Origin of the sequence: Lactococcus garvieae, from assembly GCF_016027715.1 — a bacterium.
In the GTDB taxonomy this organism is placed as follows: Bacteria; Bacillota; Bacilli; order Lactobacillales; family Streptococcaceae; genus Lactococcus; species Lactococcus garvieae_A.
The window spans coordinates 1,066,896-1,093,258 of record NZ_CP065691.1; the positions used below are offsets into that span (position 1 = coordinate 1,066,896).

Consider the following 26,363-nt stretch of genomic DNA (forward strand, 5'->3'; position numbering starts at 1 on the left):
ATGAAATGGTTAAAAGAACAGGCTGAAAAATCGCCAAACAAACTTTTCTTAAATCAACTGACTTTTAAAGAAGTCTACGATAAAACTGTTCAGACAGCCCAACATTTAAACAAAGAAATAGCTAGGCAAAACCGCCTAGCTCTTCTTTCAGAGAATTCGCCAGAAATGGCAATCGTCCTCTTTGCTTTATTGGCTTTGGACAAGGAAGTCCTCTTGCTCAATACGCATCTGACCGATATTGAAATCAAAGAGCAACTTACCGAACTCGATGTTGAGCTTCTTATCGCTTCTGACCAGCAAAACTTTCCTGCTGATTTAGCTTTTTCTGAAATTGTCAGCTTAGAAAGTAGCTCAGCTGTGCTTAATTGGCAGCCAGCTCCTGATAAAATCGCAGTTATCATGAACACCAGTGCGACAACTGGAAAATTCAAATCAGTACCTATCACTTGGAAAATGATTGCGGCACATGTGGCTGCTTCTGCTGCTACTATGGGCGTCCTCCCTGAAGATAACTGGCTGGTTATGCTTCCGATGTTTCATGTGAGTGGTTTATCCATCATCATGAGAAGTCTTTATAATGCAACACAGGCAACCATCCGCGCTTCTTTTGATGAAGAAGAGCTCCTCAGCCTTATCAATGACAGTTCTGTGAACATGGCTTCCATGGTTCCCACTATGCTCAAACGTGTTTATGAGAGAATTTCTCCAAAAAATATTCGTGTCATCTTATTAGGGGGCGAATTTATTCCACAGCCTTTGATACAGGCTTGTTTCGCACAAGGTTTACCTGTGTACAAAACTTATGGGATGACTGAAACTTTTTCTCAGTCTGTTACTTTCAATATTTTGGAACATCCAGACAAGCTGACTTCGGTAGGTCAAGCACTTCCCGGGGTGGAGATTGAAATTTCACATTCTGATGCCGAGCAAGCGGGCGAAATCCACTTAAAATCACCGATGCTCATGAAGGGCTATCTCTATCAAGAAGACGTTCAACTTTTCAACACTGGTGATATTGGCTATCTTGATGAAGACAATTTCCTTTACATCCTCAACCGTCGCAAAGATATCATCATCTCAGGCGGGGAAAATATTTATCCCAAAGAGGTTGAGGATTTACTCTACAGCTTACCAGGAATTATCGAATGCGCCCTTGTGCCACAGCAAGATGAAACTTGGGGACAAGTGCCCCTACTTTTCTATGCGGGTACTCCTGAAAGCCAAGAAGTGTTTGACTTTCTCAGTACCAAGTTGGCCAAATATAAGCTCCCCCGACAAATCATAAAGTTAAATGCGTTACCCAAAAATGCCTCAGGTAAAATTCTTAGGAAAAATCTTAAAAATGAAGCTTAAATCGATTAGTCTCCAACATGTTCAGTTACCCATGAACTTCAACTTTAAAACAGCTAAAGGACAGCTCAAATTGCGTGATACAATCATTATCATTGCTGAAGATATTAATGGAAATTATGGATACGGAGAGTGTGTGAGTTTTACCACGCCCTTTTATACCCAAGAAACATTTGAGCGTTCGTGGGAACAGCTAGCAGAGTTTTATATCCCAAAAGTATTGGCTACCACTTTTGAGCATCCCTTTGAGATTCATAGCTTTTTTGAAACTCCATTACCTATGGCAATGGCTGGGTTGGAAAACGCTTTGTTAGATCTGTATTATAAAGCAAGAGAAGAGAACACCATTGCTTCCCTTTTTCCAGAACCTTTAGAAGATAACTTAGCGCGTGGAGCTGTTCTGGGAGACATCCCACGTGAAGAACTTTCAGAAAAAATAGAGGGATTACTGGCAGATGGCGTTCAAAGAATAAAGCTCAAAATCAAGCCTGAGGATGGCTTTGAACGCATTCGATTTGCTGTTAGTCGCTATCCACAGGTCCAATGGGCTGTTGATGCGAACCGCTCTTATGGTTTTAATAACTTGAATCAACTGAAAGAGCTAGATTCTCTAGGCCTCGTCTGTATTGAGGAGCCTCTTTCAACCAACAATATCTCTGATTATCAAGCAATAATGCCAGAACTTTCTACGCCTATTTGCTTCGATGAAAATGTTCAGAACTTGGATGAATTGAAACAAGTCGCACTTTTGAAAGGGCACAAAATGCTTAACATCAAGATTGGACGTCTAGGTGGACTTTATCAGACAAAGGAAGCTATTGATTTTTGCCGTCAGCATGACATTTCTTTCTGGATTGGGAGTATGGTCGAAAGTGGCATTTCCAAGATATTGCATGCGCAACTGGCAACCTTGAGTGATAATGTTATGCCAGGGGATCTGTCAGATTCGGCCTATTATTTTCCAGAAGATTTAATTATACCGGGGCTTAAATTTATCCGAGGAAAAATGAAAAGGCCTCGTGGTAAAGGCTTGGGCGTAACTATTAATCATGAAGCACTTGAGCATTATACTGTGAAAAAGGAGATATTTCGATGACTATGATTGAACAACTGGGCATTCAAAACGTTGCTTTAACTCAAACAGGTTTTACTGCCCAAATGGCTTTAAACGATTTTCACGCACAGCCCCAAGGTTTCTTGAATGGTGGTGCAACGCTTGCCTTTGCTGAGATTTCTGCTGGTATGGCAAGTAATCTCTTGCTTGATGATATTCATTTTGCTGTCGGCCAAGCGGTCAATGGCAACCATTTGAACCCGACTAAAGCATCAGGAATGCTCTTTGCCCAAGGTCTTCTTTTGCACAAAGGTGGGCGCACGCACGTCTGGGAGATTAAGTTTACAGATGCGCGTGAGGTTTTAGTGGCACAAGTCACTGTAACAAACGCTATCGTGGGAAAAAAACATGAATAAAGACAACGTAATATTTACAGAATTGGTGGATATAAATGAAAAAGAACTTGCGCATATCAACCAATTGATTATTGACACATGGGCTTATCAAGATTGGAATAAACAAGAAAATGTCTTGCCTATGGCTGACTTTTTTCTTGAAACAGTTCTATTGAATTCCTCTAAAATTTTCGTGGCTAAAGATGGAGAAACAATTATTGGTGTAGCAACTGCAGCTCTTACGCCTGACTTACTCCCTAAAAGTCGGATACGATATCGGCAACTTGAAGCACTGAGCTTAATTATCAACCAAGGAAAACCAGAAACCGTTTTTGACTTTTACTTGGAAACCCTGAAGTTAAATGAACGGCTGATACAGCAAAACGATGAAAAGTTTGATGCTACCTTAAACCTCTTAATCTTGAACGAAAACTATAAAGGTTTGGGCATTGGAAGCAAACTCTATCAGCTTTTCCTTGATTACCTAAAGAAAAATAAGGCAAAAACCTTCTTCCTACTAACTGACAGCTACTCCAACTATCCGTTTTATGAGAAAAAAGGCTTAAAAAGAATCGCAGCAGAGCGCTTCACTTGGAATAATAATGCGGAAGTTTTGGAGGATGATGTTGAGGAGTATTATGTTTATTCGGGGCGAGTGGACTGACTCGGGCGTTAATCAATGACTGAATTATTTACAATCCTATCCGAAATCGCAAATTTTTTCTTAGCTCTTGGTGTCATATCATTAGCACTTGATCAAAGCCGTACTAAAAGAGAACTTCGGGAAATTAAACAAATTCTTTTAAAAAAGGAATGAAAGTAAAAAAAGCTTATATCAATACGATATAAGCTTTTCTTTTATTTTCCTACTGCTTCATACGCACGCATAAACTTCTCAGCATTCACTTTAACGCCTGCAAAATCACCCGTTAAGGCAGGAGCTGTCACACCACCTCCTGCACTTACAGCACTCGCTCCGACTTTAAACCATTCTGCTACGTTTGTTTCATTGACACCACCAGAGGGCATCACATTGATATAAGGAAATGGCCCTTTAAGGTCTTTGATCATAGCTGGGCCAGCGATATCACCAGGGAAGAGTTTGATGAGTTCAGAGCCATATTCCATCGCCGTCTGTGCTTCTAGCGGTGTCATAACTCCTGGAATATAAGGAATTTGATACAGGTTACAGATTTTGGCAACTTCTTTGTTAAAAGTTGGGCTCACAATAAATTGCGCACCTGCAATAATAGCCAATCGTGCTGAGGTCGCTTCTAAAACAGTCCCTGCACCAATCATTACATCAGTTCCTGCATATGTAGCTACAAGGTCTGCAATCACGTCATTTGCGCGAGGCACTGAATAAGTCAGCTCAATGCTTTTAATCCCGCCGTCTACAACTGCTTCTACTATTTTGATGGCATCTTCGACACTGTTAGCACGTACCACTGAAACAACGCCCGACTTAATTACCTTTTCTAACAAGTCTGCTCTCTGCATTATAAATCTCCTTGATAATTATATGTCTTATAAAACTCAATTAACTGCTCACGATCGGGATAGCCTTCACTGTCTCCTGCACTTTGGACCGCCAAAGCCCCAATAGCACAAGCGCGATGCACAGCAACTTCCAGTGTTTTTCCTTCAAGCAAAGCAGATTCTAAGCCGACAGCAAAGCCATCACCTGCACCTACTGTATCAACGACTTTATCTACTTTAAAGCCAGAAACCGTATAAGTATCACTTGCTTTCGTTTTAACAAATGCACCTGCTGATCCAAGTTTCACCACGACACTTTCGGTAAAATTGCTTTGACTCAAATAAAAATCAGCAATTTTTTCTGGATCACTTGAACCCATGAGTATCTGACCTTCATTGATACCTGGTAAAACTATCTGGCTGTTCTTCGCTAAGTTATTGAGAGTATCTACCATTTCTTTTTGACTTTTCCAAAGCGCTGGTCGCAGATTCGGGTCAAAGACTGTGAAGACCTTGTTTTCCTGAAGCTTCTCATTAAATTCTCTAAAAGTTTGAAGTGTTGTTGGCGATAATGCTGGAAAGATACCTGAAAGATGTGCAAGCTGAACATCCGCTACAGCAGACAAATCAATTTCGTCCATCTTTAAGTTTGAAGCTGCTGAATTTTTCCGAAAATAGGAAGTAACCGGATCCCCCGTACTGACGTATTGTTTCAAATAAACACCCGTCAAAAAGTTTTCATCGCAAATCAAGTTTTGCGTATCCAATCCCGCTTCTTGTGCAGCCTCAGTGATAAACCGTCCAAAAGTATCTGCGCCAACTTTGGATACGTATCCTGCACTGTGACCTAAACGCTTGATACCAAGTGCAACATTAAATTCTGCTCCCGCGAGGTATTTCTTGAAATGCACCGCCTCATCTAAGCTGACATCCATGTCTTGCGAGGCCATCACAACCAGAGGTTCACCTATTGTTATAAATTTTGGCATAATTCTTTCTCCAAAGTTCAGCTCTTTATTTTATGGCTGCTTGCCAATATAGGCCAAGATTCCACCATCGACGTAGAGGATATGTCCGTTGACAAAGTCAGAAGCCTTAGAAGCTAAAAAGACTGCTGGACCTTCAAGATCTTCTGCTTCGCCCCAACGCTCTGCTGGCGTTTTGGCAATAATAAATGAATCAAAAGGATGACGTGAACCATCTTCTTGTAACTCACGTAATGGGGCTGTTTGAGGTGTTGCAATGTAGCCAGGGCCGATACCATTACATTGGATATTATATTTACCGTATTCCGAAGCAATATTCTTCGTCAGCATTTTCAAGCCACCTTTAGCAGCGGCATAAGCAGAAACAGTTTCACGTCCTAGCTCTGACATCATTGAGCAGATATTGATAATTTTTCCGCCGCCTTTCTTTATCATGCCCGGAATAACAGCTTTAGAAACGATAAATGGACCATTCAAATCAATATCAATCACTTGACGGAAATCTTCAGCTGACATTTCAATCATCGGTGTACGTTTGATGATACCAGCATTGTTGACCAAGATATCAATGATACCGACTTCCCTTTCAATTTGCTCAACCATGGCATTAATTCCTGCTTCATCTGTCACATCACAAACATAACCGTACGCTGTAATACCTTCTTCTTTGTAGGCTGCCATACCACGATCAACTGCTTCTTGGTTGATGTCATTAAATACAATGGTTGCACCTGCTTTGGCGTAGCTTGATGCAAGGGCAAAGCCGATACCGTAAGTCGCTCCTGTTATGAGGGCGATTTTTCCTTTAAGTGAAAAGGCATTTAAAATATTCTCAGTCATAATTTTCTCTTTCTTTTTTTGCTTATTTTTTATTATTTAAGTTCGTTCATTGGGACTATATCCATATCATCATAAGTGATATTTTCGCCACACATTGCCCAGATAAAGGAGTAATTACTTGTGGCGACTCCTGTGTGGATAGACCAACTTGGGCTGATTGCTGCTTGCTCGTTTTGAAGCACTAAATGTTTTGTTTCCTCAGGTTTACCCATAAAGTGGAAAATGGCATTGTCTTCTGGCAACTCAAAGTACAGATAAGCTTCCATACGACGCTCATGCGTATGACACGGCATTGTGTTCCATGCAGAGCCAGGAGCAAGTGATGTTAAACCCATTTGGAGTTGGCAAGATTCAACTTGGTTTGGATGAACATATTGATTGATTTTACGTTTATTCATATGTTCGTCATCTCCTGGGGTTAAAGGATTGATATTGGCCAAAGCGATTTTCTTATTCGGATATTTTTGATGTGCTGGCGCTGAGGCTACGTAGAATTTTGCTGGGTTTTGCGGATCTTTGGATTTAAAGATAACTTCTTTCGTCCCTTTTCCGATATAGTAGCCATCACGATGCAAAACTTCATCTTCTTGTCCGTCGATAATAATGCTACCGTCACCACCAATGTTAATAACACCAAGTTCTCGGCGTTCTAAGAAATACTCAACACCCAATACCTTGTCTAAGACGATTTCCAAAGGTTCTTCTGTAGGCTCAACTCCGCCAAAAATCAAGCGGTCATTGTGCGAATAAACCAAATGAATAAAGTTAGGTTCAAAGATTGTCTCTACTGCAAATTCTTCGCGTAGCTCTTGTGTTGTAAACTGCGCAATATCCTTTGGGGAGTGTGTATAACGGGTGTCCATTGTTTGATTGTTCATCTGCTGCTCCTTTTTATTCGTGATTTTTAAAATTAATGAACCGATTTACTAAACCGATTTACTAATACCTATTGTATTCGCTTTCAGTTGTTTTGTCAAGTTTAAAAAATAAAAAAAACACCAAAGGATATTTTTCCTCTGATATTTTAAAGTGAATGTCTGATTTTTAGATCGGAGTTAACAACTGTAAGTTCTGCTTTTTGCGCTTTGGCTTCAATATTTTTCACTAAAAGATCCGCAGCTGTATAGCCTATCTTTACGGGATCTTGAACAATAGCAGTCAGCCCTGGACTAATAAGCTCTCCCAGAGCACCGTCATCATAACCTACCACTCCTACTTGTTCTGGCACCGCAATTTGCTTATCTTTTAGGATTTTAATAGCTCCATAAAGCAGACCACCATTAAAGGCATAGATGACTGTCTTTTTATCATCTTTACAGAAAAGCTCAATCTTTTCCCAAATCGCTGGATCACTGGTAAAGAGATCTTTAACTTCCTCAGTAAATACTTCTTCCAGCTCAATGTCTGTATCTTTTATTGCCTCGTTGATTCCTTCGTAGCGTTTTAGGCGGGTTGAAGAATTCTTCATTGGCGGAGTTAAAATGATAATTCTTTGATATCCTTCTTTGACAATCTTCTCAGCCAGAATTTTGGATTGCTCACGATTATCAGAGACAACAGCTGGCCAAGTAAGGGGTTGAAGGTAGCGGTCGACTTGGACTAGAGGCAAGTCTGTATCAATCGTCTTGTAATCGTCCGCGCTAGCTTTAAGAGGCTGAAGGATGATACCGTCAACTTTCTCGTCTAATAATTTTTCGATATTATATTGTTCATACACCTCATCGAGGTCCGAGTTCATGATAAGCGTATAGTACTTGGTATTTTGCAATCTTTCCATCATCCCTTTTAATAAACGTGACGTATAAAGATTGGAAATGTCAGTCACTGAGATTCCGATGAGTGAAGAATAACTGGACTTTAAAGCACGCGCTTGACGATTCGGACGATAGTCGAGTTCTTCAATTTTATCTTGAATCCGTTGCCGTGTCTCCTCTGACATCCCTGCAAATTTACCATTTAAAAAATTGGATATCGTTGATTTTGATACCCCAGTTAACTTTGCGATATCGTTGATCGTTACTTTTTTAGTCATATGCCCTTATTATACGATACTTTGAAAAAAAATAATAAGAAAAAAGATATTTTTCACTTTCTATGCTCCTTTTTTAACCTTGCTTTAGTGCTGTTGTTCCAGTAACCAAACATATCAAGCGATGTTGACCGGGCTGAATCTTTCCCTGAAGACTAGGGAAAAGACTGCGTGGATACAGCACATTTGTATTCACTTCTGGGCGAACAATTTGTGCCTCATCATACCCTTTGATGGCTCTAATACTACTTATTCCTAATGGCGAGTCTATCTGAGCAAATTTATCATCAGAAAAAGTTGAGCTGCCTTCAATCTTTGTGGAAAAACCGCCTTCTGCTACAAACAATGCTTTGTCCGTTTGTATATCGTGGATACGCAGGTGAGCTTGACCTAAAGGAATAATCGTACTTTTGATGTGAACGGCTGGCATGGGCGACCAGTAATGCACCACACGATCTTCGAAGATTTCAAAGGTATCGTCTTGCGCATGAGCCCGAAAATAAAAACCATCTTCGCTCAAAGCTAGCGTGTTATCAAAGGCACCTTCAGCGTAAAAATAAGCGCCTTTGGGTACACTAAAGCCAAACTGTGACGAGTAAACAAACTTGCCATATTTGGCTGGTGCATGACTCTGATTTTCGATAAACTGTCCCGCTGGATAAAACAGGACTTGTTCAGAATGGGCGCTGTGTTCAACGAAAGCCCGCATTTCTTTAGAAGCTGTTCGCTTTCGTGATAAGTGTAGTGACTGCTTTTCGGCTTGCCAAAAGGGGTGATTCTGATCCACTGCTAAAAGTAAGAAAGCCTTAAAAGCCCAATAAGAGGATCCTGCTGCGTTATAACTTTCTGCCATATTGAGATTAGGGTAAGCGTAGCCGACATTCAAGATACCATTTTCAGTAAAAATTGCCTCGCGCAACCAGGTTTGCATATGGTTTGAAAAGAGAGCTTTAACCTTGGGCCAAGGCAAAGCTTCCACATCTGCAAAAACTAAGGCAGACCAAAAAGCTCCTTGTGCAAAACGATAAGTCAGACTTCGTCCAAAAGGTACCGCTCGTCCTTTACAGTCAAACCAATACTGATAATCCTGCGCGAATAAAGTCGCTCTTTTTCTAATCTCTCTTATCCTTTCTGCATCCTCAAGAGGATGTAAAAATTTTGAGATGAGCAAGCTATAGTAATGAAAAGCCCAAGGAATATAATAATCCAGCTGACTTTCCTTACCGTCACAATACCAGCCCTTTCCTTGATAACAACTGTCTATGAAACTAAACTCTTGGTTGATTATCTCTTGTGAATAAGACATACCTAAGTTTTTCATAGTAACATTAACCAAGATACGAAAAAAACGCCAGTTATTTTTAGGGATTTTGCTTTCATTGATTTGGAGCAGCCAACGGGCTATATTTTCTTTTTCTTGCGTGCTAAACTCTTGCCAGAGGGTGTCTTTATTGAGCAGCAAACAGGTCGCTAAAGCTGCCATTTCGACAAATTTTTGATCATAGTCCGCGAGTTTGCCAAAATAATGCTTGCTTGTAGGATCTGCTCCAGCTACAAAGGAAGCATGAATTTCTTCTTTTAAAAATTTATCTTTATTTTGACTTAGATAAGGTCCAATCGCCCAGACTAAACGACTAAATGTTTCCATCTGACTTGTCTCCTCATCATAAATAGCACCATGACTGTTCCCTAAGTCAATATGACCAGAACCGTTCATTTTTTCTTTGAGGGGTTCAAGCATTAATTTCAAACCAATCGATATATCTTCATAACTGTCCCAGTTTAAATTATTTAATTTCTTTTCTAGCATTTTATCTCTTTTTATTATATAAGGCTATTTTTACCAAAAACTTCTATTTGTGTCAGCGCAGGAAAAGGCGAATCATCCAGTGCTTTTTTTAAATGCCCCAATCTGAGGAAAGTGGTCTGCTGTGTGGAAAATTTAAAGTTTTGAAATTCTGCATACTTTTCTGTGTCAAAGGTCAAACAATTTCCATTAGAAAATGTAACTTGTACACTTTGCCAATAACTGTCATGTGGGAAATCACAGCGGAAAAGTAAGTTCAGCTGATCTACTTCAACATTACGCCCAAAATCAATATTTAATTCTGCATCTGCCTGCTGATTAATCCCCCATGAGGCAAAAGGATAAGAACCATGGGACAGGTTGGCCAGCTTGCCATCTATGGCATTTTTTGCGAAAAAGACCGACTCATCACGTGTCTCGACGTTGGCCGAAGCATGTGGATAGATTCCTGAAGACTCTTTTTGGTCATGCGGATTAAAAGAAAGATTTTGATAGTTTGCAATTTCAAAAGGCTGAGCTTTACGCACAGTCAAACTATGGCGCGCGGATTTGAATGCCGTATCAACAGAGGACTTACGCAAATTTTCTGCTAAAGGGATTTCATATAACCATTCTTCTTGAGTAAAATAAAGGAGTGATGGAGCAAGTGTTTCATCGAGCTGAACCATATAATAGCCTGGAGCTTCATCTACTGTAACACGAATCTTGTCTCCCGCTTGATACTCATATTCCTTGATTCCTAGGGCGCATAATTGGTCTCCTTGCGCCATCAATGGTGCATACTCTTTCTCGTGGTCGAATTTTCCAGAAATATTTTCTTTGTCCTTATTAAGCAATTCAATTTTTATCATTCTTTGTTCCTCAGTTTTCTTTATTCAGGTTGTTTGCCAATATAGGCAAGAATTCCGCCATCAACATACAGGATATGTCCATTGACAAAGTTGGAAGCAGCTGAGGCAAGGAAGATAGCTGTACCTTGTAAATCCTCCGGTTCTCCCCAGCGCTCAGCCGGTGTTTTAGCCATAATAAAAGCATCAAAAGGGTGACGAGAACCATCAACTTGTCGTTCACGCAGAGGCTGCGTTTGTTCGGTAGCAATATATCCAGGGCCAATACCATTACATTGGATATTGTACTTACCATACTCAGAGGCGATATTCTTCGTCAGCATTTTCAGGCCACCCTTAGCTGCTGCATAAGCCGAAACAGTTTCACGGCCAAGCTCCGACATCATAGAGCAGATATTGATAATCTTGCCGCCTCCTTTTTGAATCATCGCAGGAAGAACAGCTTTGGACATGATAAAAGGACCAGTGAGATCAACATCCACAACCTGACGAAAGTCGCTTGCCGTCATGTCAAGCATGGGCTGCCGTGCGATGATGCCTGCATTATTCACCAAAACATCTACGCTTCCTACTTCTTCTTCAATATGCTGTATCATAGTCGCCACTGCTGTTTCATCTGTGACATCACAGACATAGCCATAAACCTTAATTCCTTCTTTTTCGTAGGCTGCTAGTCCTGCTTCAACCCCCGCTTGATGTCTCGCATTAAAAACAATCCTTGCGCCTGCTTGGGCGTAAGCAATACCAAGAGAGTACCCAATCCCATGTGCGCCTCCTGTGATGAGGACAATTTTTTCCTTCATGCTGAATAATTTTAAAATATTATCTGTCATCTTTTATTCCTTTTCTTATTAAAAAGCAGGTTCATATGCAATATGAACCTTTTGTGCTTATACGGTCTATGAAAAATTTTCCAATGACTCGGAATTGTGTAAGTGAGGTAAGTCATCCGAAAATTCTTCACACACCGTGCAAGACGGATGCCTTATACAATGTGTGTAATATTTATTTTGCTGGTGGTACAGGTAAGCCCAAGATACCGAGTGCGCTGAGGACAATCGTGAAAATTAAGACCAGCCAGATAACACGTGTCGAGTTCAGTTTCTTTTGGCCCAACATCCAGTAAGTCAACAAAGTGAGCAGAACTGGGATTAAGGCTGGCAAGATACCATCTAATGTCGCTTGCATTTCTAGCTTGACACCGTTATTTGTATAAACCAGTGGAGTAGCTACTTTGATAACGGTTGGAATCAAGGCACCAATTACAGTCACCCCTAAAACAGTTGCTGCATTAGTAAAAGCAGAGAGTTTATCTTTTAAAGTGGTTACTAACTTAACCCCTTGCTTGTACCCGAGTGGAAGCAAGGCAGCGCGACCAAAGAGTAAGGCAATATTTGCAGCAATCCAAAGGAGACAGCCAACAGTTGAGCCTTGTTGAGCTAAGGTTCCAGCAACCGAACCAAAAATGGTTCCCCAAATAACATGGAAAAGTGAATCTCCGACTCCTGCGAGCGATCCCATGAGGGCTGTTTTCAAAGCCGCCACAGTTTCCTTCGCTTTGTAACCTTCTTTTTCTTCAATGGCTACATCAATCCCCATAATCAAGTTGCCAAAAATAGCATTGGTATTGAAGAATTGGTTATGTGTTTTAGCCATATCTTTGAGTTCTTTATCGTCTTTATAAAGCTTTTTGAGAACAGGCATGATACCGTAAAGATAACCTGAACTCATCATACGTTCATAGTTCCAGTTGAGCTGACTCCCCAAGATATAACGCCAGCTAATTTTATTTAAATCTTTTTTTGTAACTATTTCTTTATTGTTATTCATCACCGTCAAAGCCTCCTTCAAAGTTTTGGCCATTTGTTGTGCCTGCCGCAGCTTGTGCAGGTTTTGCGCTGTCACGTTTAAACACCAAGAGTGCTGCGACTACTCCGACAATTGCAATCCCCATCATAGGAACTTGTAAATATGCTGCAAGGAAGAAGCCGACCATAAGGTAGGGGATATATTGTTTAGTTGGCAAGTAACGTAGAAGTATCGCTACACCGACCACAGGCAATGTGCCCCCAGCAACTTGAAGGCCGGTCATCAACCACTCCGGCATTGCATTGGTCAAGGTTGTTACAGCAGCGTCACCCACGATGAGCATGAGTAAAATTGGAATTGCACGAGAAAGTCCCCAAAGAAATGAACCTGAGAGAACCAAACGTGGGATACGGCCGTATTGTTCTTTGTCAATGGCTTTGTCTACTCGGTGGAGCAGGAAAACATTACAGAAACGTGCCACAACATCGAGTTGGAGCATCAGGAGGGAGACAGGAACAGCTAAACCAATACCATAAGCTGCACCTTTCCCTGAAATAATAGCAAAAGCTGTACCAAGTACGGCACCTGTGAAATAGTCAGGTACAGAAGCTCCACCAAAGGCTGCAATACCTAAGCGCATAAGCTGGAGGGTACCACCGACCATTAAACCAGTTTTCAAATCACCCATGATTAAACCAGAAATCATACCGGCAATGGCGGGCTGAGTTAACGAATTCGAAATCAATGAATCATTGATTGCAATAAAAGCAAAAATTGTAATTAAAATGATTTGTAGGACTGTTAAATGCATTTTATCGTTCTCCTATTTTGTTAAGTTTTTCCATAAAGTCAACGGCTGGCTCACTTGGGACTAATTGGGCCGTGATTTTAACGCCACCAGCGGCTATTTCTTGGAAGATATTTTCTTCTTCAGGCATGACTTTGATGCTCTTTGTAACTTCTTTTGAGCCTTCTTTATAGCTCATGTTCCCTACATTGAGACTTTCAAGTTTCCCACCTGCTTGAATAAATTTTAAAACATCGGCAGGCTTTTTAAAGAGGAGAAAAATCCGTTGTAAGCCATATTTTCCCGCATTAATATTTTCTGCTGCTTGAGCTACTGGGATAACAGAGAGACGCATTGCTGATGGACAAGCCATACGTAATGATGATTTCTGCAAGTCGTCTGTGGCTGCTTCATCATTTGCAACAATGATGCGTTGTGTTCCCAAACTTGAGGACCAAATCCCCGCAACTTGTCCATGAATCAAGCGCTCATCAATGCGCGTATTAACGATTTTTGCTTTACCTTGATACTCCGAATAGTCTTTCAAATTAAGCGTTACTGCTTCTTGGGCCTTTGCTTCATTCAGCATGTTTTTCGCATTCACAAGCGTTGTTCTGCTAGAAGTAACCAAGTCATCAGCTGAAGCAGTATCGCTCACTGCAGCTTCTAAAACAAGAGAGAGATTCATTCCAGCGATGATTGAAACATCATCATTATCTGTAAAATGTTTTAACGCCACATTACAAGGTGTTCCTCCAAGTAAATCGGCAATGATTAAAGTTTCACCCTCTAATGTCTCCATTTTTTCTAATAGTTCTTGTTCAAACTGGATATTATCACTATCCTCGGGCATACTTACCACGTGCATCTGTTCTTGCCGTCCGATGATCATCTCGAGGCTTTCTTTCACCCCGGCAGCCATCGAACCATGGCTAATCAATACTATGTTTCTCATTTGACTCCTTATCAATCACGCAAGCGCTCTTTTATTTAACATGTTATCTTCTTGCATTATCAGTATATAACATATTAAGTAGCTTGTCAAGAGAAAATGTACACGGTTACATATTTTTTTGTAAAATCCCCGTTAAAGTGCGTTATAAAGCCTTGTATATACAGCTTGCATATTCTAACTTAACATGTTATTATTCTAATATAAGTTATATAGATAGGAGTATTTCTATTGATTCCAAAGTATGAACAAATCAAGCAAGACTTATTATCTGAAATCAAAAATCATAAATTTATCCCTGGAGATAAATTTTACTCAGAAGCCGATATTAAACGAAAATATGAAGTAAGTTCCATCACTGCAGTGAAAGCTTTAAATCAATTAACCAGTGCGGGTTACCTCTATCGTGTTCAAGGAAAAGGAACCTACGTTTCTAAATCAAAAATTTCCCAAAATGTTAAGTTCTCAGATATTGAATTGCATTCTCAAGATCATGAAACAGTCAAGGTTTTGTCAATAAAAGAGGAAAATGAGTCTACAATCCTAAAAGAACTTGGACTTAGTGCAGACCAAAGTTATTATAAAATCGTTCGGGTACGTTATTTCGATGGCACACCTTTTCTCTTACACTTTACACACCTCCCCAAAACTTTAGTCAAAGAACCTGTTTCAGCTCATTTGGAAGACTATTCGAGTGTCTATGAGAGAGTGAACAAAGACTTTGGCATAGATCTTTATTCCATGTCCTCTGTCGAAACAAATGAAATTATTTTTCCGGATGAAAGTGAGCTGTTAAATGCGCTCAACTTAAGTTTCCGGGAACCTGTGGTTAAACAAGTCAAACACACTTATCTTGTGGATAAGAGTGTTGCTGAATATATCGTCAGTTACAAACATTGGAAATACTTTAAAACAAAAATAGAAGTGGATGCCGAATAGCATCGACTTTTACTTCTGTTTTTATTCTTGTTTTAGTGTATCAAATACCGGTTGGCTTGAAAAATTTAAACTTGTAACTTCTACAGCTTCTGTTTCAAACACAAGAACTTCATTCTCTCCTTCGTAAAGGAAGTCCTTAGGACAATACAAACTATACACAGGCCCTTGGTTCCAATAGCGCCCCAGATTCTTGCCATTCACAATAACTACACCTTTACCATAGTTTGAGCAATCGATAAAAGTATCTGACACCTTGGTCAAGTTGATATTAAAACGATAAAAAGAAGGGTGATCTGGATTTTTTCCCGCACTAAAGTCAATTCCACTTAACTGTTCTGCAGAAAAATCTAATGGATAATGGGTATAGCCTTGATGAAAATGTATATCGTGCATCATACCACCACGGATTCCTTTTCGTTGACTTGGATGATTAAACTTAAAGCCATAGTTGACACGCCCTAAGTTCTCTACTAAACAGTCCACTTGAATCTCTTCTTGATTTTCCGCTACATCAAGCAATATTTCTTGACCAATTTCTTCTTGGTATTGTGTGTGCTTGTGTTCACCATCTAGATAGATTTCCAAGCGATCGCTTGCTTCAATAATCTTTAACTTGGTCTCTTTGCCATAGTTTTTCAAAGCAGTAGAATAAAGCATATAACCATATCCTGTGCCTACTTCTTCTAAGGTGAGAGGATAAGTTGTGGTTAAAGCCTTCATCATGCTGTCTTTGGTCTTAAACAAAGACACACTCTCTGAAACTTTAAAAGTACCAAGGTTTGCGACCTCCTTGACACGAGGCTGCGCTTGCCAAACTTCTGGACACACTTCTTTGATTGCCTTTTGAACTGCATAATATTTGGCTGTTGGCTCACCTGCTTCTGTCAGAAGAGCATCGTAATCATAGCTGGTGATTTGCGGTAGATTTCCCGTATCACGCGCAGAGCATCCATTATAAAAGCCAAAGTTAGTACCACCGTGGAACATATAAAGATTAAGCGAACCAATCTCCAGCATAGCTTTAACTTCATCTGCTAAGTCTTGTGGCTCACGTTTAATGATTGGTTCTCCCCAACGATTAAACCAGCCATCCCAATATTCCATACACATGAGCGGCCATTTTTTACCGTGTTCTTTCATAAAGTCCGCGAGCACTGCCGCATTTTCTTTGGAACGGCTCCCAAAGTTTCCTGTGACCAAAACATCATCTTCAATCAAAGAACCCGCATCAAGGGCTGCTTGCCAGGCACCATCTGAAGTAAACAAGGGTACATTAATCCCATATTTTTCCATAAGTGACATCGTTTGGCGAAGATAATCCTTCTCCATTCCATAAGAACCATATTCGTTTTCAACTTGCATCATGATGACAGGACCGCCTGCAGTGATTTGCAAAGATGATATATAAGGAAGCAAAACCTTAAAGTAGTTTTCAACCTTGGTCATAAATCGTGAATCTGTGGAGCGAAGTCGCATTTCTGGTCCTTTCAGTAACCAGGCAGGCAGGCCACCAAATTCCCACTCTGCACAGATATAAACAGAAGGTCGTAAAATAACCATGAGTCCTAAACTTTCAGCCAGTTTGACGAAAGTATGGATATCTTTCATGCCTTCAAAATCAAATACTCCTTCTTCAGGTTCATGAATATTCCAAGGAATATAAGTTTCCACAGTATTTGCACCCAGTGCTTTCAGGTTATAAAGGCTGTCTTCCCACTGACTTTGGGGGATTCTAAAGTAATGAATAGCACCACTTATTATTTTAACTGGCTGGTTATCCAGCATAAATTCTTCTTTTACTTGAAATGTTTTCACTACTTCTCCTTACCAGTATCGGTTCCAATTGCCATTCGTTAAGCGCATGAGCGCTTCAAAGTAGAAATAATCTCCCCAAAGATTAGGTTCATCAATACCTTTACCTTCTGCAAAAGCATATACGCCATGTTGCAGTAAGCCTTCATTCTCTTCTGTTGCCTCTGTGTAAAGTTCTCCCATCTGATAAACAAGTCCCTTCGCAATACCTTCTGCTTCAGGATAAGCTTTTTGCTGAGCTGCTTCTAAGAAGCCACACGCTGCAATGGCAGCAGCTGAGCTGTCTTTAGCTGATGGTTCTGTATCCGTATAATCAAAATCCCAATATGGGATAAGATCTTCAGGCAAGTTTTTCAAGAAAACTTCCACCACAGAAGGATATACCTCAGGAAAAATAGCGGAATGAACATAGCTTTCATTAAGCGGAATACCTAAAATAGCCCAAGCTTGCCCACGCGCCCAAGTTGATGTATCACTATGCCCTTGATGTGTAGCTCCATATGCAGGTTGGCCCGTTTGTACATCAAAATAGTAAGTATGATAAGTACTCGCATTGTCACGGAAAACGGTTTTGAGTAAAGTCGTATAATGCTTTAGTGCTACTTCTTTATAAATCGTTTTACCCGAAAATTCCGTAGCTGCAAAAAGCAAGGGGAGATTGATGAATGAATCAATAATGACACGATATTCTTTAGGGTCTCCATACTTGCCCCATGCTTGAATAAAGTTGCCTTTTTCTTGAAAACGGTGAAGCAAGACATCTGCTGCTTGAATGAATGTGGCTTGATAAGTCTTATTTCCAGTTAACTTGTAGGCCGCTCCCGCTGACAGACTATATAGAAAGCCAATGTCATGATGGTCTAACACAAAATGGTCCTCTAATCTTTTTTGGAAACTTACCATGTTGGCCTCTACCAGATGTAAAAATTTTGAATCTCCTGTATGTTCATAAGCCAAAGCTAACATCCCTGTCCAAAAGCCATTGGTCCAGTCGTCATTTCCTTTGATACGATATTTCCCATCGGTGGCGCAAGCTGAGGGGAAATCAGTGCCAAAACGTTCCATGTTTCTTTCAATTTTTGAAATAATTTTCTTTATTTGTCTATCCAGCCAAGCTTGGTCTATATTCTGACCGAGCTGAATTAGTTTTTCTTTATTCGTATTCATAACTCAACCTTTCTTAATATATTAACATGTTATATTATAACTTTTACTTGAGAAAATAGCAAGAAATTCTTTGTTTAGGAAAATTAGTTTTTAACGTTAGGAAGAAACTTTATATTATCTCTCTTATTTTATAATTTTGTAACTGGCAATCGACTCAGCAGTAAGCGCTATCTTTTTCATTGACAAAGCTCTTAACATATTATATACTAACCCATAGATGAGATAACATGTTAAATTATACTACTTAATATAGGAGGATTGAGCTGAAAACATTGGAAAGATTTAGGACAACTGCTCTAAATCTCTTTTAGGTTACCTTAAAAGAGTATTAGGAAAATGAATAAATGTATGGAGAACATGGAATGATAAAAAAACTATTTTATTTTATTGCTTTCTTACTTGTGAATATTTCGATAACTTTCACATTCAGTCAACAAGCTAGGGCAGAAAGCTATACTTCTGATTTCTGTAATCAACTGGGGACATGGAAGGATCTTGTTGGTCAAGCCGATAGAAAAATCAATCAAGGACAACTGACTGTAGCCAATCAAAAGCTCAGTACAGGATATGAGAGTATTTCGCTCAATACAGATGCAGGAAATCGTAGTTCTGGAGATGTGCAAGTAACTTTTGTATACAATGGACAAACAAATTTTGGACTAGCCTTTCGCGCTGGCGCAGAAAGCACCAAAAATTATCAGTCATTTGCTTATATGAATAATGGCAACTGGCAACTTGGTCAGCCAGGTGGCAAATGGATTACAGATATACACAGTCAAAGTCTAGTTTCTGGGCAAACCTATAAGCTACTTCTACGTTATCAGGGTACAAGTGTTAAAGCTTATCTTAATGGGAAGATAATCTATGATAATCCCCACGTCACTTACAGTGATGGTTCAACCATTAATGGGGACTGGACCGGATTCGTAGGTTTACGACTTTTTGGAAATCTAAGTCAGCTTTCACTCTTATCGATAAAAGCTGGAGATGTGAACAGCATACCTGAAATTTTAGATGCGCAACAATTTATAAACTTACGTGACAAGTGGAAACAACAATTAGTTACTGAAAATTATGATTCAAACAATTCAGCACTCGTCCAATATGTAAGTACTTTGTCCAAGGATGCTAAAACCCTTTACCAAAGTATGGATCGTAGCCCTAATCGAAAAGATTTATGGCCTTTGAAAGCTGGTGATACCGCATCTGCAAATCTAACGACCCAATTTTCTAACCTCTACCTTCTCTCACAGGCTTATGGCACTAAAGGGACAGATTACTATCTCAATACAGAACTGCTCACTGATATTCAGTCTGGCCTTGATTTTATGGTGCATCAAAAAGGCTTTAATGGACAAAAATACTATGGCAATTGGTGGGATTGGCAAGTTGGTATCCCCCAAAAATTTATTGGCAGTTTAATGATTATTGGTGATATACTACCAACAGATAAAATACAAGAATATACCAAAGCAATCCAGTCCTATATCCCTAATCCCTATCAGCAACTCTATACTAAAGCACAAAATGTATTTGTTGATTTAGCTTTTATTCCTAATTTTACGACTACAGGTGCAAATAGAACAGATTTAGCCTTATCCGTGCTTGGACTAGGAATTTTACAAAAAGATGAAAGTAAAATCGAACTGGCTTCAAACAGTATTAAAGAAGTCTTTCAAACCGTCACCAAAGGTGATGGTTTCTATCCTGATGGCTCTTTTATTCAACACAATAATATCCCTTATACCGGTTCTTACGGGAATGTTCTTGTTAAAGGTGTCGGGCAAATTCTTGCCATCACAAAAGGTTCAGGCTTTGAAATGGACAGTCAAACTGTCTCAAAATTTGTCTCTACTGTTGAACAATCTTTTATCCCCCTCATTTATCAAGGAGCAATGCTTCCAGGTGTCAATGGGCGCTCCATATCACGCGCACCAAAAGATACGCAGATGGGCTACGGTTCAACCACAATGTATAATTTGCTTATCGTTACTCATTTAGCACCTGTAGAAAGTTAAAAGAAACTGCAAGAAGCAGTGAAATATTGGATGCAAGCAAATCCTGATTATTATCTCAATAACACAAGAGACTATAATGATTTACAACTGACCCTTTCTTTAATGGCAAATACTGCAATTACTGGAGACACGCTTCCATTTACGGGAACAAAAGTTTTCGCCTCAATGGACCGTTTTGTTCAAAGTAATCCAAATTATATGACGAGTCTCAGTTTGTACTCCAAACGTACTTCTTCTTTTGAAGCAGGTAATGGTGAAAACAAACGTGGTTGGCATACAGCTGATGGCATGTTTTATCTCTATAATAACGACGGCGTCCAATTCAGTAACAACTATTGGCCAACTGTTGATCCCTATCGATTGCCGGGGACAACCGTGGATACTGTGACACTTCAAGATGAAAATTCATCTTTTACTACTGTAACTTCTCCCGAATCATGGGTCGGGGGAGTAGCTTCAGAAAATGAAGCCGTGATGGGAATGGCACTTAATAAACAAGGTACCAAAAACAACGGTGCTGTCCTTCCGATGAATCTTCGTGCTAAAAAATCATGGTTTGTTCTTGAAGACCAGACAGTTGCTTTGGGTGCAGGAATTAATGGTGACACTGAAGCATCAATTGAAACAGTTGTTGACAATCGCTTACTTAATGAGTCATACCAATATCAAGTGTTTTCGAACAAGGGCCCTATCTCTGATGCTTTGGAAGTAAGTAAAAAAGATTGGCTGCTCCTGCAGTCAGACCATCAAAATGCTTCGATTGGTTATTATTTCCCTGATTCTTCAGACATTACTGTGCAAAGTGAAAAAAGAACAGGAACTTATAGTGATATCAATAGCGCCTTTCCAAGTAACAAAATTTATAACGGTGAATATCGTAAATTCTTGATAAACCACGGGCAGCATCCTCAAAATGCTAGCTATGCTTATGTTATTCTTCCAGAAGCAACGCAAGAAAGTCTTAAAAACTATACTCAAGAAAATGCCCTTAAAATTCTTGAAAACACTGAAAGTATTCAAGCTGTGCAAATGGAGAATGCTGGTTATTTAGGAATTAATTTTTGGGCTGCTACAGGAGGTACCATAGCAGACATCACAACGGACAAGCCTATCTCCTTGTTAAAGCAAACAAAGCAGTCTAAAACCACATACACCATTGCAAATCCAACTCAAATCAATGAGATAGCTCATATCCAGTTGTCAAAAGATTTCAAGCAGATTCTTTCAATGAGCGAGGGCATGAACTTTGATGAAGCCACGCACACTTTAAGCATTGACTTTTCAGGAAGTGCGGGAAATCCAAAACAAATAGTTGTAGAGTGATGTAGTTCAATAGGCACATCTTTCCTACTGCTTATTAGTTGTTTCAGGAAAAACATTTGAAAAAAGTAATTATAGGACTTGATGACTATACGTATGGGGTAGTATATTCAGCCTTTTCCGAAGATGAAAACTATCTCCTAGTAGGGAGCATGGTTTCATCTGCACTTGATGTAAGCCGAGCCAAAAGAGAACTCAGAGAAATAAAGCAAATTTTACTCGAAAAAAATCCTTAAGATAAGATTCAATAAATCAAAAAAACAGAGAGTATCAAACCCTTGCTAGGATACTTTCTGTTTTTTAATTATTGATTATAATGTATGCTTATCCTTCTTTTTCATCCTGTACAATGCCAGCATCAAAGCTGTCAGGCCTAGGGCCCCTGTTATTGTCAAAGGATCTTTTTCACCTGTGTCTGGTAAATCAGTAGTTTCTTCTAAAACTTCAGAAACAGTAGGAAGAGCCTCAACTTTCTTCTCCTCTTCACTTGTAAGTAAATCAGTAGGTAATTCTGGACTAACTTCTTCCTCAATTTTCACTTTAGGCGCTTTAGGCGCAACTTTTGGTTCATCTTTTTTGTTCTGCTCAACAGGTGGCGTTTCAGGCCTAACTTTTTCTTCTTCTTTTTCTTTGACAGGTGGGTCTACTTCGTCTTCTAGTAAGGAAATATCCATTGTTGCAAGGTCAGGTGCTAAAAATTCAGTAACATTCGGGACATCAACTGTATATATAGGTACTATCTGAGGCTGTGCTTGAATCGGATCTGATAAAGTTGTCCCATCTTCATTTATTCCCACGAGATACAGAAAAGCGTAAATTTGACCTAGACCTTGATAGCCGTTATTTACTGCTACCAGTACGTCTTCAATGACAATTTTTTCTCTCGCAGTTAAACCACCATATATTGGATCATGACCATTTTGCTCAAGAACTTCGAGTGTACCTCCATCTCCTTCCATGATTGAGTTAAAGTTAAATTGCTCATCTAAAAGCATCCATGTGATAACCTGTGTAATTACCCGATATTCGCCATCAAGTTGACCATAAGCATCAACAAGATAATTATAAGCTGAGACGATACGTTTATACTGCTCTGGTGTCATATCTCGTCCACCTTGTGCAGCAAAGTTATTGTCAAAAGGATTTACATCAAGCAAGTAACCAATCCCCGTATTCATTTCTCCCTCACCTGAAAAATGATGTGATCCTAAGTAAGCGCAGAAAGAAGGTATAGGCAAAGCACCCTCTATTCCCTGAGGAGAGATGCTCATATCAAAAATATCAGCAAACCCCTTTGTGCTCCAGGCATGCCCTTCTGGTACCGAGAAAACTCTGCGCCATTCGGATGGGTTGTAAGTATAATTTACTTTATAGAGTTGGTTTCCCTCATAGTTGTAGCCCATTTCTGCCAGTATCCAGGCGGTAATATCACCGTCAGAACCAAAAAAGTTATCACGTTGCTCTTGTGTCCAAAGTAAGGCCTTGTAGTCGGAGAGTAAGATGTCATAAGCCATATTCAAGGCTTTATACTCTTGTTCCAGCATTTCAATAATCGCCTCAAGCGCATCACGATCTGCAAGTGTTTTTAAGGCTTCATAGTTTTGCTTATCTGCGTTAAAGACAGCAAGTCGCGTATTATAAGCTGACACATCCGTATTGTATGCCGCAATTGCCTCACTGAACCTTGCTTCAGCCTCCATTGACCAAGTTGCTGAATACTCCGAAACAAGTGACACTATTTTGTCTTGAGTTTGCATCAAGCGATCTAAAAATTCTGTGTCTGATTCGCTTGCGGCTTCTACTTGTAAAGCCAGATGCGCCCCAGTCGATGTATCTTCAGCTTTGGCCAGAATCTTCCCTAACCCTTTGGTATTTCCTCCTAAGGCGGCACTTAACATTGCTGTTCTAATCACTGTATGTGCAATCTTTTGTCGTTTATCCATTTTCTTTCCTTTCTACTTATTATTTATTTTTATATTATATTAATTATCTCATTTTTTTCATAAATGTTACAACAATATCTGTTTTGTAATTAAACTCACTTTTTAACATACCGTAAAAAGCCTAATAAGTTTATATACTTATCAGGCTTTTTTCTTTCCTCTAATTGTGAGCACAAAAAAGAGCACATAAGTCCCATACTTAGTGCTGCTACCGTCAGGTCCTGACACGCTTCGTAAGAAACTTATTGCTCCGAAATTTATTATAACATACTTCTTCTTATTTTGACAAGTTGTGGCCGTGAGAAAACTCTTTTAAATTTTTATTTTTTTGATTTATAGATTGCCACTGCGCGTTCGTAGTCCTCTTTCATTGTGGGAAATTGCTTTTTAATTGCATTGGCTCCAATAAAATAAAAGACAATAACTAAGATTAATAATATAAAATTCAGTAGAGAAAGGACGACCGCAAGAGGACTACCTTGAGGATTAGCAATGATACTGATAAGATAAAAAATAGATAAAACATTATAAACATAATATAAAATAGGTGCCACATGGCAGATTTTAGATGCGTGAATACGTTTATAATTTACATGAGTAATAATAGCAAAGACAAAAATAATCATGCCCGCTGCATTAATGGTAAATCCAAAGAAGACAGCAAGAAAAAGTACGATAAGCCCAATAGGGATACTGATACTATTTAACCATGCTCGGTAAGGTGCTGTTTCTTCTTTATAACGTTGTTTTGGTGTTTTTTCTACTTCCATTATGTTGTCCTCAGTCTTTTTATTAGTTCTTGTCTATGTTAGCAAAATATCCTTTATTTTACAAAGCAAGCTTGACGTTTTTTCAAAAAAAGAACAGTTAGTTCTGTTCTTTTTTTTCTTTATTTTTTTTTCTTCGATTTTGGAAAAAATCTTTCATGATATTTGCACATTCTTCTTCCAAAACTCCTCCTTCAACGGAGACTCTATGATTGAGACGTTTATCTTCCAGTATTTGGTACAAGCTCACTGTCGCCCCAAACTTAGGGTTGGTTGCGCCAAAGTAAACCTCAGGTATTCGAGCTAAGCCGATAGCTCCCGCACACATGACACAGGGTTCAATCGTGACAAATAAAGCACAGTCAAGCAAACGCCAATTACCGACAGCTTCATTTGCTGCTTCAATCGCACAAATCTCGGCATGGTGAGTGGCACGTGCATCCAGCTCACGTCGATTGAAGCCCCGTGCGATGATTTTACCTTCATGGACAATAACTACACCAATAGGGACTTCTTCATTTGCTGCTGCCTTTTCGGCCTCAATCAAGGCCTGACCCATAAAGTACTCTTTTTCTTCCTGACTAAACTCCATTACACCGTCCATCTCTCATGTGGTCGAGCTAAGTTTACGGAAATATCTCCTGCAATTTCTTGCGCTTCATCACGCAGTACTTCTAAATCACCAACTTGGGGTAGGTGAGTTAAGATAAGCCGTTTGACATTTGCCTGAGCTGCAATCTTTCCTGCTTCCACACTGGACAAGTGATTAGGCATATTGGCTTTATCTCGGAAAAAGTAAACATCCGCAAGCAAGATATCCGCATCTTTTGAAAATTCTACAAGTGCGTCAAAATATCCAGTGTCGCCAGTATAAACCAAAACCTCACCTGTTTCTCGCTCTACAATACGCATCGCATAACAAGTGACTGGGTGGACCGTTTTCAAAAACTGAATATCAAAGGGGCCAAGAGAAGTGCCCTTTTCTATATCGTATGCAATCCCCTTGCTGACATTTTCCAAAGTGAGTTTTGAAAATTCATATTCATTCTCATCATGACCATAGATGGGTAAGATATCTGGTTTATCTGCTTGCAGTTGACGGTATTGACGTAAGGCCCCGAGGTCAGCAATGTGATCTTCATGATAGTGGCTCAAAATGATGGCATCCAAATCATTAGGAGAAAGCTCATGTTCAAGCTCAGTTACCGCACGTGAGCCTGCATCCAGTAAAAGGTTGAAGCCATCTTGACTTTGTAATAAATACGATGTTGTTCCGGCATCGCGGGTTGGATATCCTCCCCAGACACCAAGTGCTGTTAATTTCATATTTTTTCCTCTCTTTCAAATCTCAACATAAAGTAAACAATAATTAAAAAGGTGCTAGACACAAGCAAGGTCCAGTTTCCAAAGATATCTGCACTATAAGTTCCGAGTATTGTCCCTAAGAAGAAGGCTCCAACCAAACTCGCGAATACTTTAAAGTTCTGCAAATATTGTCGTTCATGGGTCAAGGTATAGTTGGTTAAATTAACCATGGTTGACTTCAAATTACCGGTCATCATGATACTCCCATAAGGAAGCCCTCTCGTTTTACTAAACGTGTCGTGCTGAATCGCCATAAAGAAGGATAGAAAGCCGACAAAGATAGAAACGGGCAACTTCAAAACTGTCGCATAAAGCAGTGTGAAAATAGTTATTCCAGACCACTGCAGTAAAAGCAGATAAATGGTATCTGGTTTATGTTTTTTTCTCAAATAATAGGCATAAATATTTTTAAATATCACGCCACAAGAAAAGAAGAGAACCGGAATCATAAAATCCGCCACACGTACAAAGTTACCTTTGGCTAAATATACAGCTGCTTGTATCATGTTCCCCGTCTGCATACCTATGAAACGCCCATTAAAATGGAAAAAGGAAAAAGCATCCATAAATCCCGCATTCATAGCTAAGAGGGAAGCAACTCTTAGTTTTTCTCTCGTTTCAGTGTTCATATACTTATTATATCATGCTTGCTCTGCTTTAGCGCCCCCATACTACTATATACTCCCATTTCCCAAT

General features: G+C 39.6%; 24 protein-coding genes, 1 other RNA gene and 1 pseudogene. 7 read left to right on the forward strand and 19 right to left on the reverse strand.

Annotated features, from left to right (window positions below):
• Genes menE through I6G50_RS05305 form a run of 4 tightly spaced genes read left to right on the forward strand, consistent with a single transcriptional unit; the run spans position 1 to position 3,463 of the window.
• Complete coding sequence (menE, locus tag I6G50_RS05290) at positions 1-1,353, forward strand: o-succinylbenzoate--CoA ligase (protein WP_197908163.1); 1,353 nt, start codon at positions 1-3, stop codon at positions 1,351-1,353.
• The gene (gene menC / locus I6G50_RS05295; protein ID WP_197908164.1) at positions 1,343-2,446 is read left to right on the forward strand and encodes an o-succinylbenzoate synthase; all 1,104 of its coding nucleotides are present in this window, start codon (positions 1,343-1,345) and stop codon (positions 2,444-2,446) included. Before menE ends, menC begins: the two co-directional genes overlap by 11 nt.
• A complete protein-coding gene (locus I6G50_RS05300; protein ID WP_197908165.1) occupies positions 2,443-2,820 on the forward strand; it encodes a PaaI family thioesterase in 378 nt (125 codons plus the stop codon). Before menC ends, I6G50_RS05300 begins: the two co-directional genes overlap by 4 nt.
• The gene (locus tag I6G50_RS05305) at positions 2,813-3,463 is read left to right on the forward strand and encodes a GNAT family N-acetyltransferase (protein WP_197908166.1); all 651 of its coding nucleotides are present in this window, start codon (positions 2,813-2,815) and stop codon (positions 3,461-3,463) included. Before I6G50_RS05300 ends, I6G50_RS05305 begins: the two co-directional genes overlap by 8 nt.
• 194 nt (positions 3,464-3,657) lie before the next feature.
• On the opposite strand, the gene I6G50_RS05310 is transcribed toward I6G50_RS05305, so the two are convergent.
• The 11 genes from I6G50_RS05310 to I6G50_RS05360 all read right to left on the reverse strand — a co-directional run bounded on the left by I6G50_RS05310 (position 3,658) and on the right by I6G50_RS05360 (position 14,339).
• Positions 3,658-4,299 carry a bifunctional 4-hydroxy-2-oxoglutarate aldolase/2-dehydro-3-deoxy-phosphogluconate aldolase gene (locus tag I6G50_RS05310; RefSeq protein ID WP_197908167.1) on the reverse strand — a complete coding sequence of 214 codons (642 nt, stop codon included), beginning with the start codon at positions 4,297-4,299 and terminating at the stop codon, positions 3,658-3,660.
• The gene (locus tag I6G50_RS05315; protein ID WP_197908168.1) at positions 4,299-5,267 is read right to left on the reverse strand and encodes a sugar kinase; all 969 of its coding nucleotides are present in this window, start codon (positions 5,265-5,267) and stop codon (positions 4,299-4,301) included. The genes I6G50_RS05310 and I6G50_RS05315 overlap by 1 nt, the downstream gene beginning before the upstream one ends.
• Positions 5,268-5,297: 30 nt before the next feature.
• Positions 5,298-6,104, reverse strand: coding sequence for a gluconate 5-dehydrogenase (locus I6G50_RS05320; protein ID WP_081166232.1), 807 nt, complete (start codon positions 6,102-6,104; stop codon positions 5,298-5,300).
• Positions 6,105-6,136: 32 nt separating this feature from the next.
• A complete protein-coding gene (kduI, locus tag I6G50_RS05325) occupies positions 6,137-6,982 on the reverse strand; it encodes a 5-dehydro-4-deoxy-D-glucuronate isomerase (protein WP_197908169.1) in 846 nt (281 codons plus the stop codon).
• Between the two features lie 146 nt (positions 6,983-7,128).
• Positions 7,129-8,136, reverse strand: a complete 1,008-nt coding sequence (locus I6G50_RS05330; RefSeq protein ID WP_197908170.1) for a LacI family DNA-binding transcriptional regulator — start codon at positions 8,134-8,136, stop codon at positions 7,129-7,131.
• A gap of 73 nt (positions 8,137-8,209) precedes the next feature.
• A complete protein-coding gene (locus tag I6G50_RS05335) occupies positions 8,210-9,943 on the reverse strand; it encodes a DUF2264 domain-containing protein (protein WP_197908171.1) in 1,734 nt (577 codons plus the stop codon).
• Between the two features lie 14 nt (positions 9,944-9,957).
• On the reverse strand, positions 9,958-10,791 hold the full coding sequence (locus I6G50_RS05340) for a hypothetical protein (protein WP_003135644.1): 834 nt from the start codon (positions 10,789-10,791) through the stop codon (positions 9,958-9,960).
• Between the two features lie 20 nt (positions 10,792-10,811).
• Positions 10,812-11,621, reverse strand: a complete 810-nt coding sequence (locus I6G50_RS05345) for a gluconate 5-dehydrogenase (RefSeq protein ID WP_197908172.1) — start codon at positions 11,619-11,621, stop codon at positions 10,812-10,814.
• 172 nt (positions 11,622-11,793) lie between these two features.
• A complete protein-coding gene (locus I6G50_RS05350) occupies positions 11,794-12,618 on the reverse strand; it encodes a PTS system mannose/fructose/sorbose family transporter subunit IID (protein WP_003135647.1) in 825 nt (274 codons plus the stop codon).
• On the reverse strand, positions 12,611-13,408 hold the full coding sequence (locus I6G50_RS05355; RefSeq protein WP_003135649.1) for a PTS mannose/fructose/sorbose/N-acetylgalactosamine transporter subunit IIC: 798 nt from the start codon (positions 13,406-13,408) through the stop codon (positions 12,611-12,613). The genes I6G50_RS05350 and I6G50_RS05355 overlap by 8 nt, the downstream gene beginning before the upstream one ends.
• A 1-nt stretch (position 13,409) precedes the next feature.
• Positions 13,410-14,339 (reverse strand): PTS mannose/fructose/sorbose transporter subunit IIAB, encoded by a 930-nt coding sequence (locus I6G50_RS05360; RefSeq protein ID WP_197908173.1) that lies wholly within the window; start codon positions 14,337-14,339, stop codon positions 13,410-13,412.
• 228 nt (positions 14,340-14,567) lie between these two features.
• Between I6G50_RS05360 and I6G50_RS05365 the strand changes: the two genes are divergently transcribed.
• Positions 14,568-15,275: a GntR family transcriptional regulator gene (locus tag I6G50_RS05365; RefSeq protein ID WP_003135653.1), complete on the forward strand. Its 708-nt coding sequence runs from the start codon at positions 14,568-14,570 to the stop codon at positions 15,273-15,275.
• A 21-nt stretch (positions 15,276-15,296) separates the two neighbouring features.
• Here the strand turns inward: I6G50_RS05365 and I6G50_RS05370 are convergent, their stop codons facing one another.
• Positions 15,297-17,090 (reverse strand): glycoside hydrolase family 35 protein, encoded by a 1,794-nt coding sequence (locus tag I6G50_RS05370; RefSeq protein WP_197908174.1) that lies wholly within the window; start codon positions 17,088-17,090, stop codon positions 15,297-15,299.
• A 9-nt stretch (positions 17,091-17,099) separates the two neighbouring features.
• Positions 17,100-18,254, reverse strand: coding sequence for a glycoside hydrolase family 88 protein (locus I6G50_RS05375; RefSeq protein ID WP_197908175.1), 1,155 nt, complete (start codon positions 18,252-18,254; stop codon positions 17,100-17,102).
• A gap of 362 nt (positions 18,255-18,616) precedes the next feature.
• Between I6G50_RS05375 and I6G50_RS05380 the strand changes: the two are divergent.
• Positions 18,617-21,595 (forward strand): annotated as a pseudogene (locus I6G50_RS05380) (polysaccharide lyase 8 family protein).
• Between the two features lie 56 nt (positions 21,596-21,651).
• The gene (locus tag I6G50_RS05385) at positions 21,652-21,828 is read left to right on the forward strand and encodes a hypothetical protein (protein ID WP_197909433.1); all 177 of its coding nucleotides are present in this window, start codon (positions 21,652-21,654) and stop codon (positions 21,826-21,828) included.
• Between the two features lie 75 nt (positions 21,829-21,903).
• Here the strand turns inward: I6G50_RS05385 and I6G50_RS05390 are convergent, their stop codons facing one another.
• From I6G50_RS05390 to I6G50_RS05415, 6 genes are all read right to left on the reverse strand, one after another.
• Positions 21,904-23,535: a hypothetical protein gene (locus I6G50_RS05390; protein WP_197908176.1), complete on the reverse strand. Its 1,632-nt coding sequence runs from the start codon at positions 23,533-23,535 to the stop codon at positions 21,904-21,906.
• Positions 23,536-23,699: 164 nt separating this feature from the next.
• Positions 23,700-23,797, reverse strand: an RNA gene (gene ffs / locus I6G50_RS05395) — signal recognition particle sRNA small type.
• 58 nt (positions 23,798-23,855) lie between these two features.
• Positions 23,856-24,305: a hypothetical protein gene (locus tag I6G50_RS05400; RefSeq protein ID WP_197908177.1), complete on the reverse strand. Its 450-nt coding sequence runs from the start codon at positions 24,303-24,305 to the stop codon at positions 23,856-23,858.
• 97 nt (positions 24,306-24,402) lie between these two features.
• Positions 24,403-24,894: a tRNA adenosine(34) deaminase TadA gene (tadA, locus tag I6G50_RS05405; RefSeq protein WP_003135664.1), complete on the reverse strand. Its 492-nt coding sequence runs from the start codon at positions 24,892-24,894 to the stop codon at positions 24,403-24,405.
• Complete coding sequence (locus I6G50_RS05410) at positions 24,894-25,628, reverse strand: MBL fold metallo-hydrolase (RefSeq protein WP_197908178.1); 735 nt, start codon at positions 25,626-25,628, stop codon at positions 24,894-24,896. The genes tadA and I6G50_RS05410 overlap by 1 nt, the downstream gene beginning before the upstream one ends.
• Complete coding sequence (locus I6G50_RS05415; RefSeq protein ID WP_003135668.1) at positions 25,625-26,296, reverse strand: YoaK family protein; 672 nt, start codon at positions 26,294-26,296, stop codon at positions 25,625-25,627. Before I6G50_RS05415 ends, I6G50_RS05410 begins: the two co-directional genes overlap by 4 nt.
• Between the last annotated feature and the right edge of the window lie 67 nt (positions 26,297-26,363).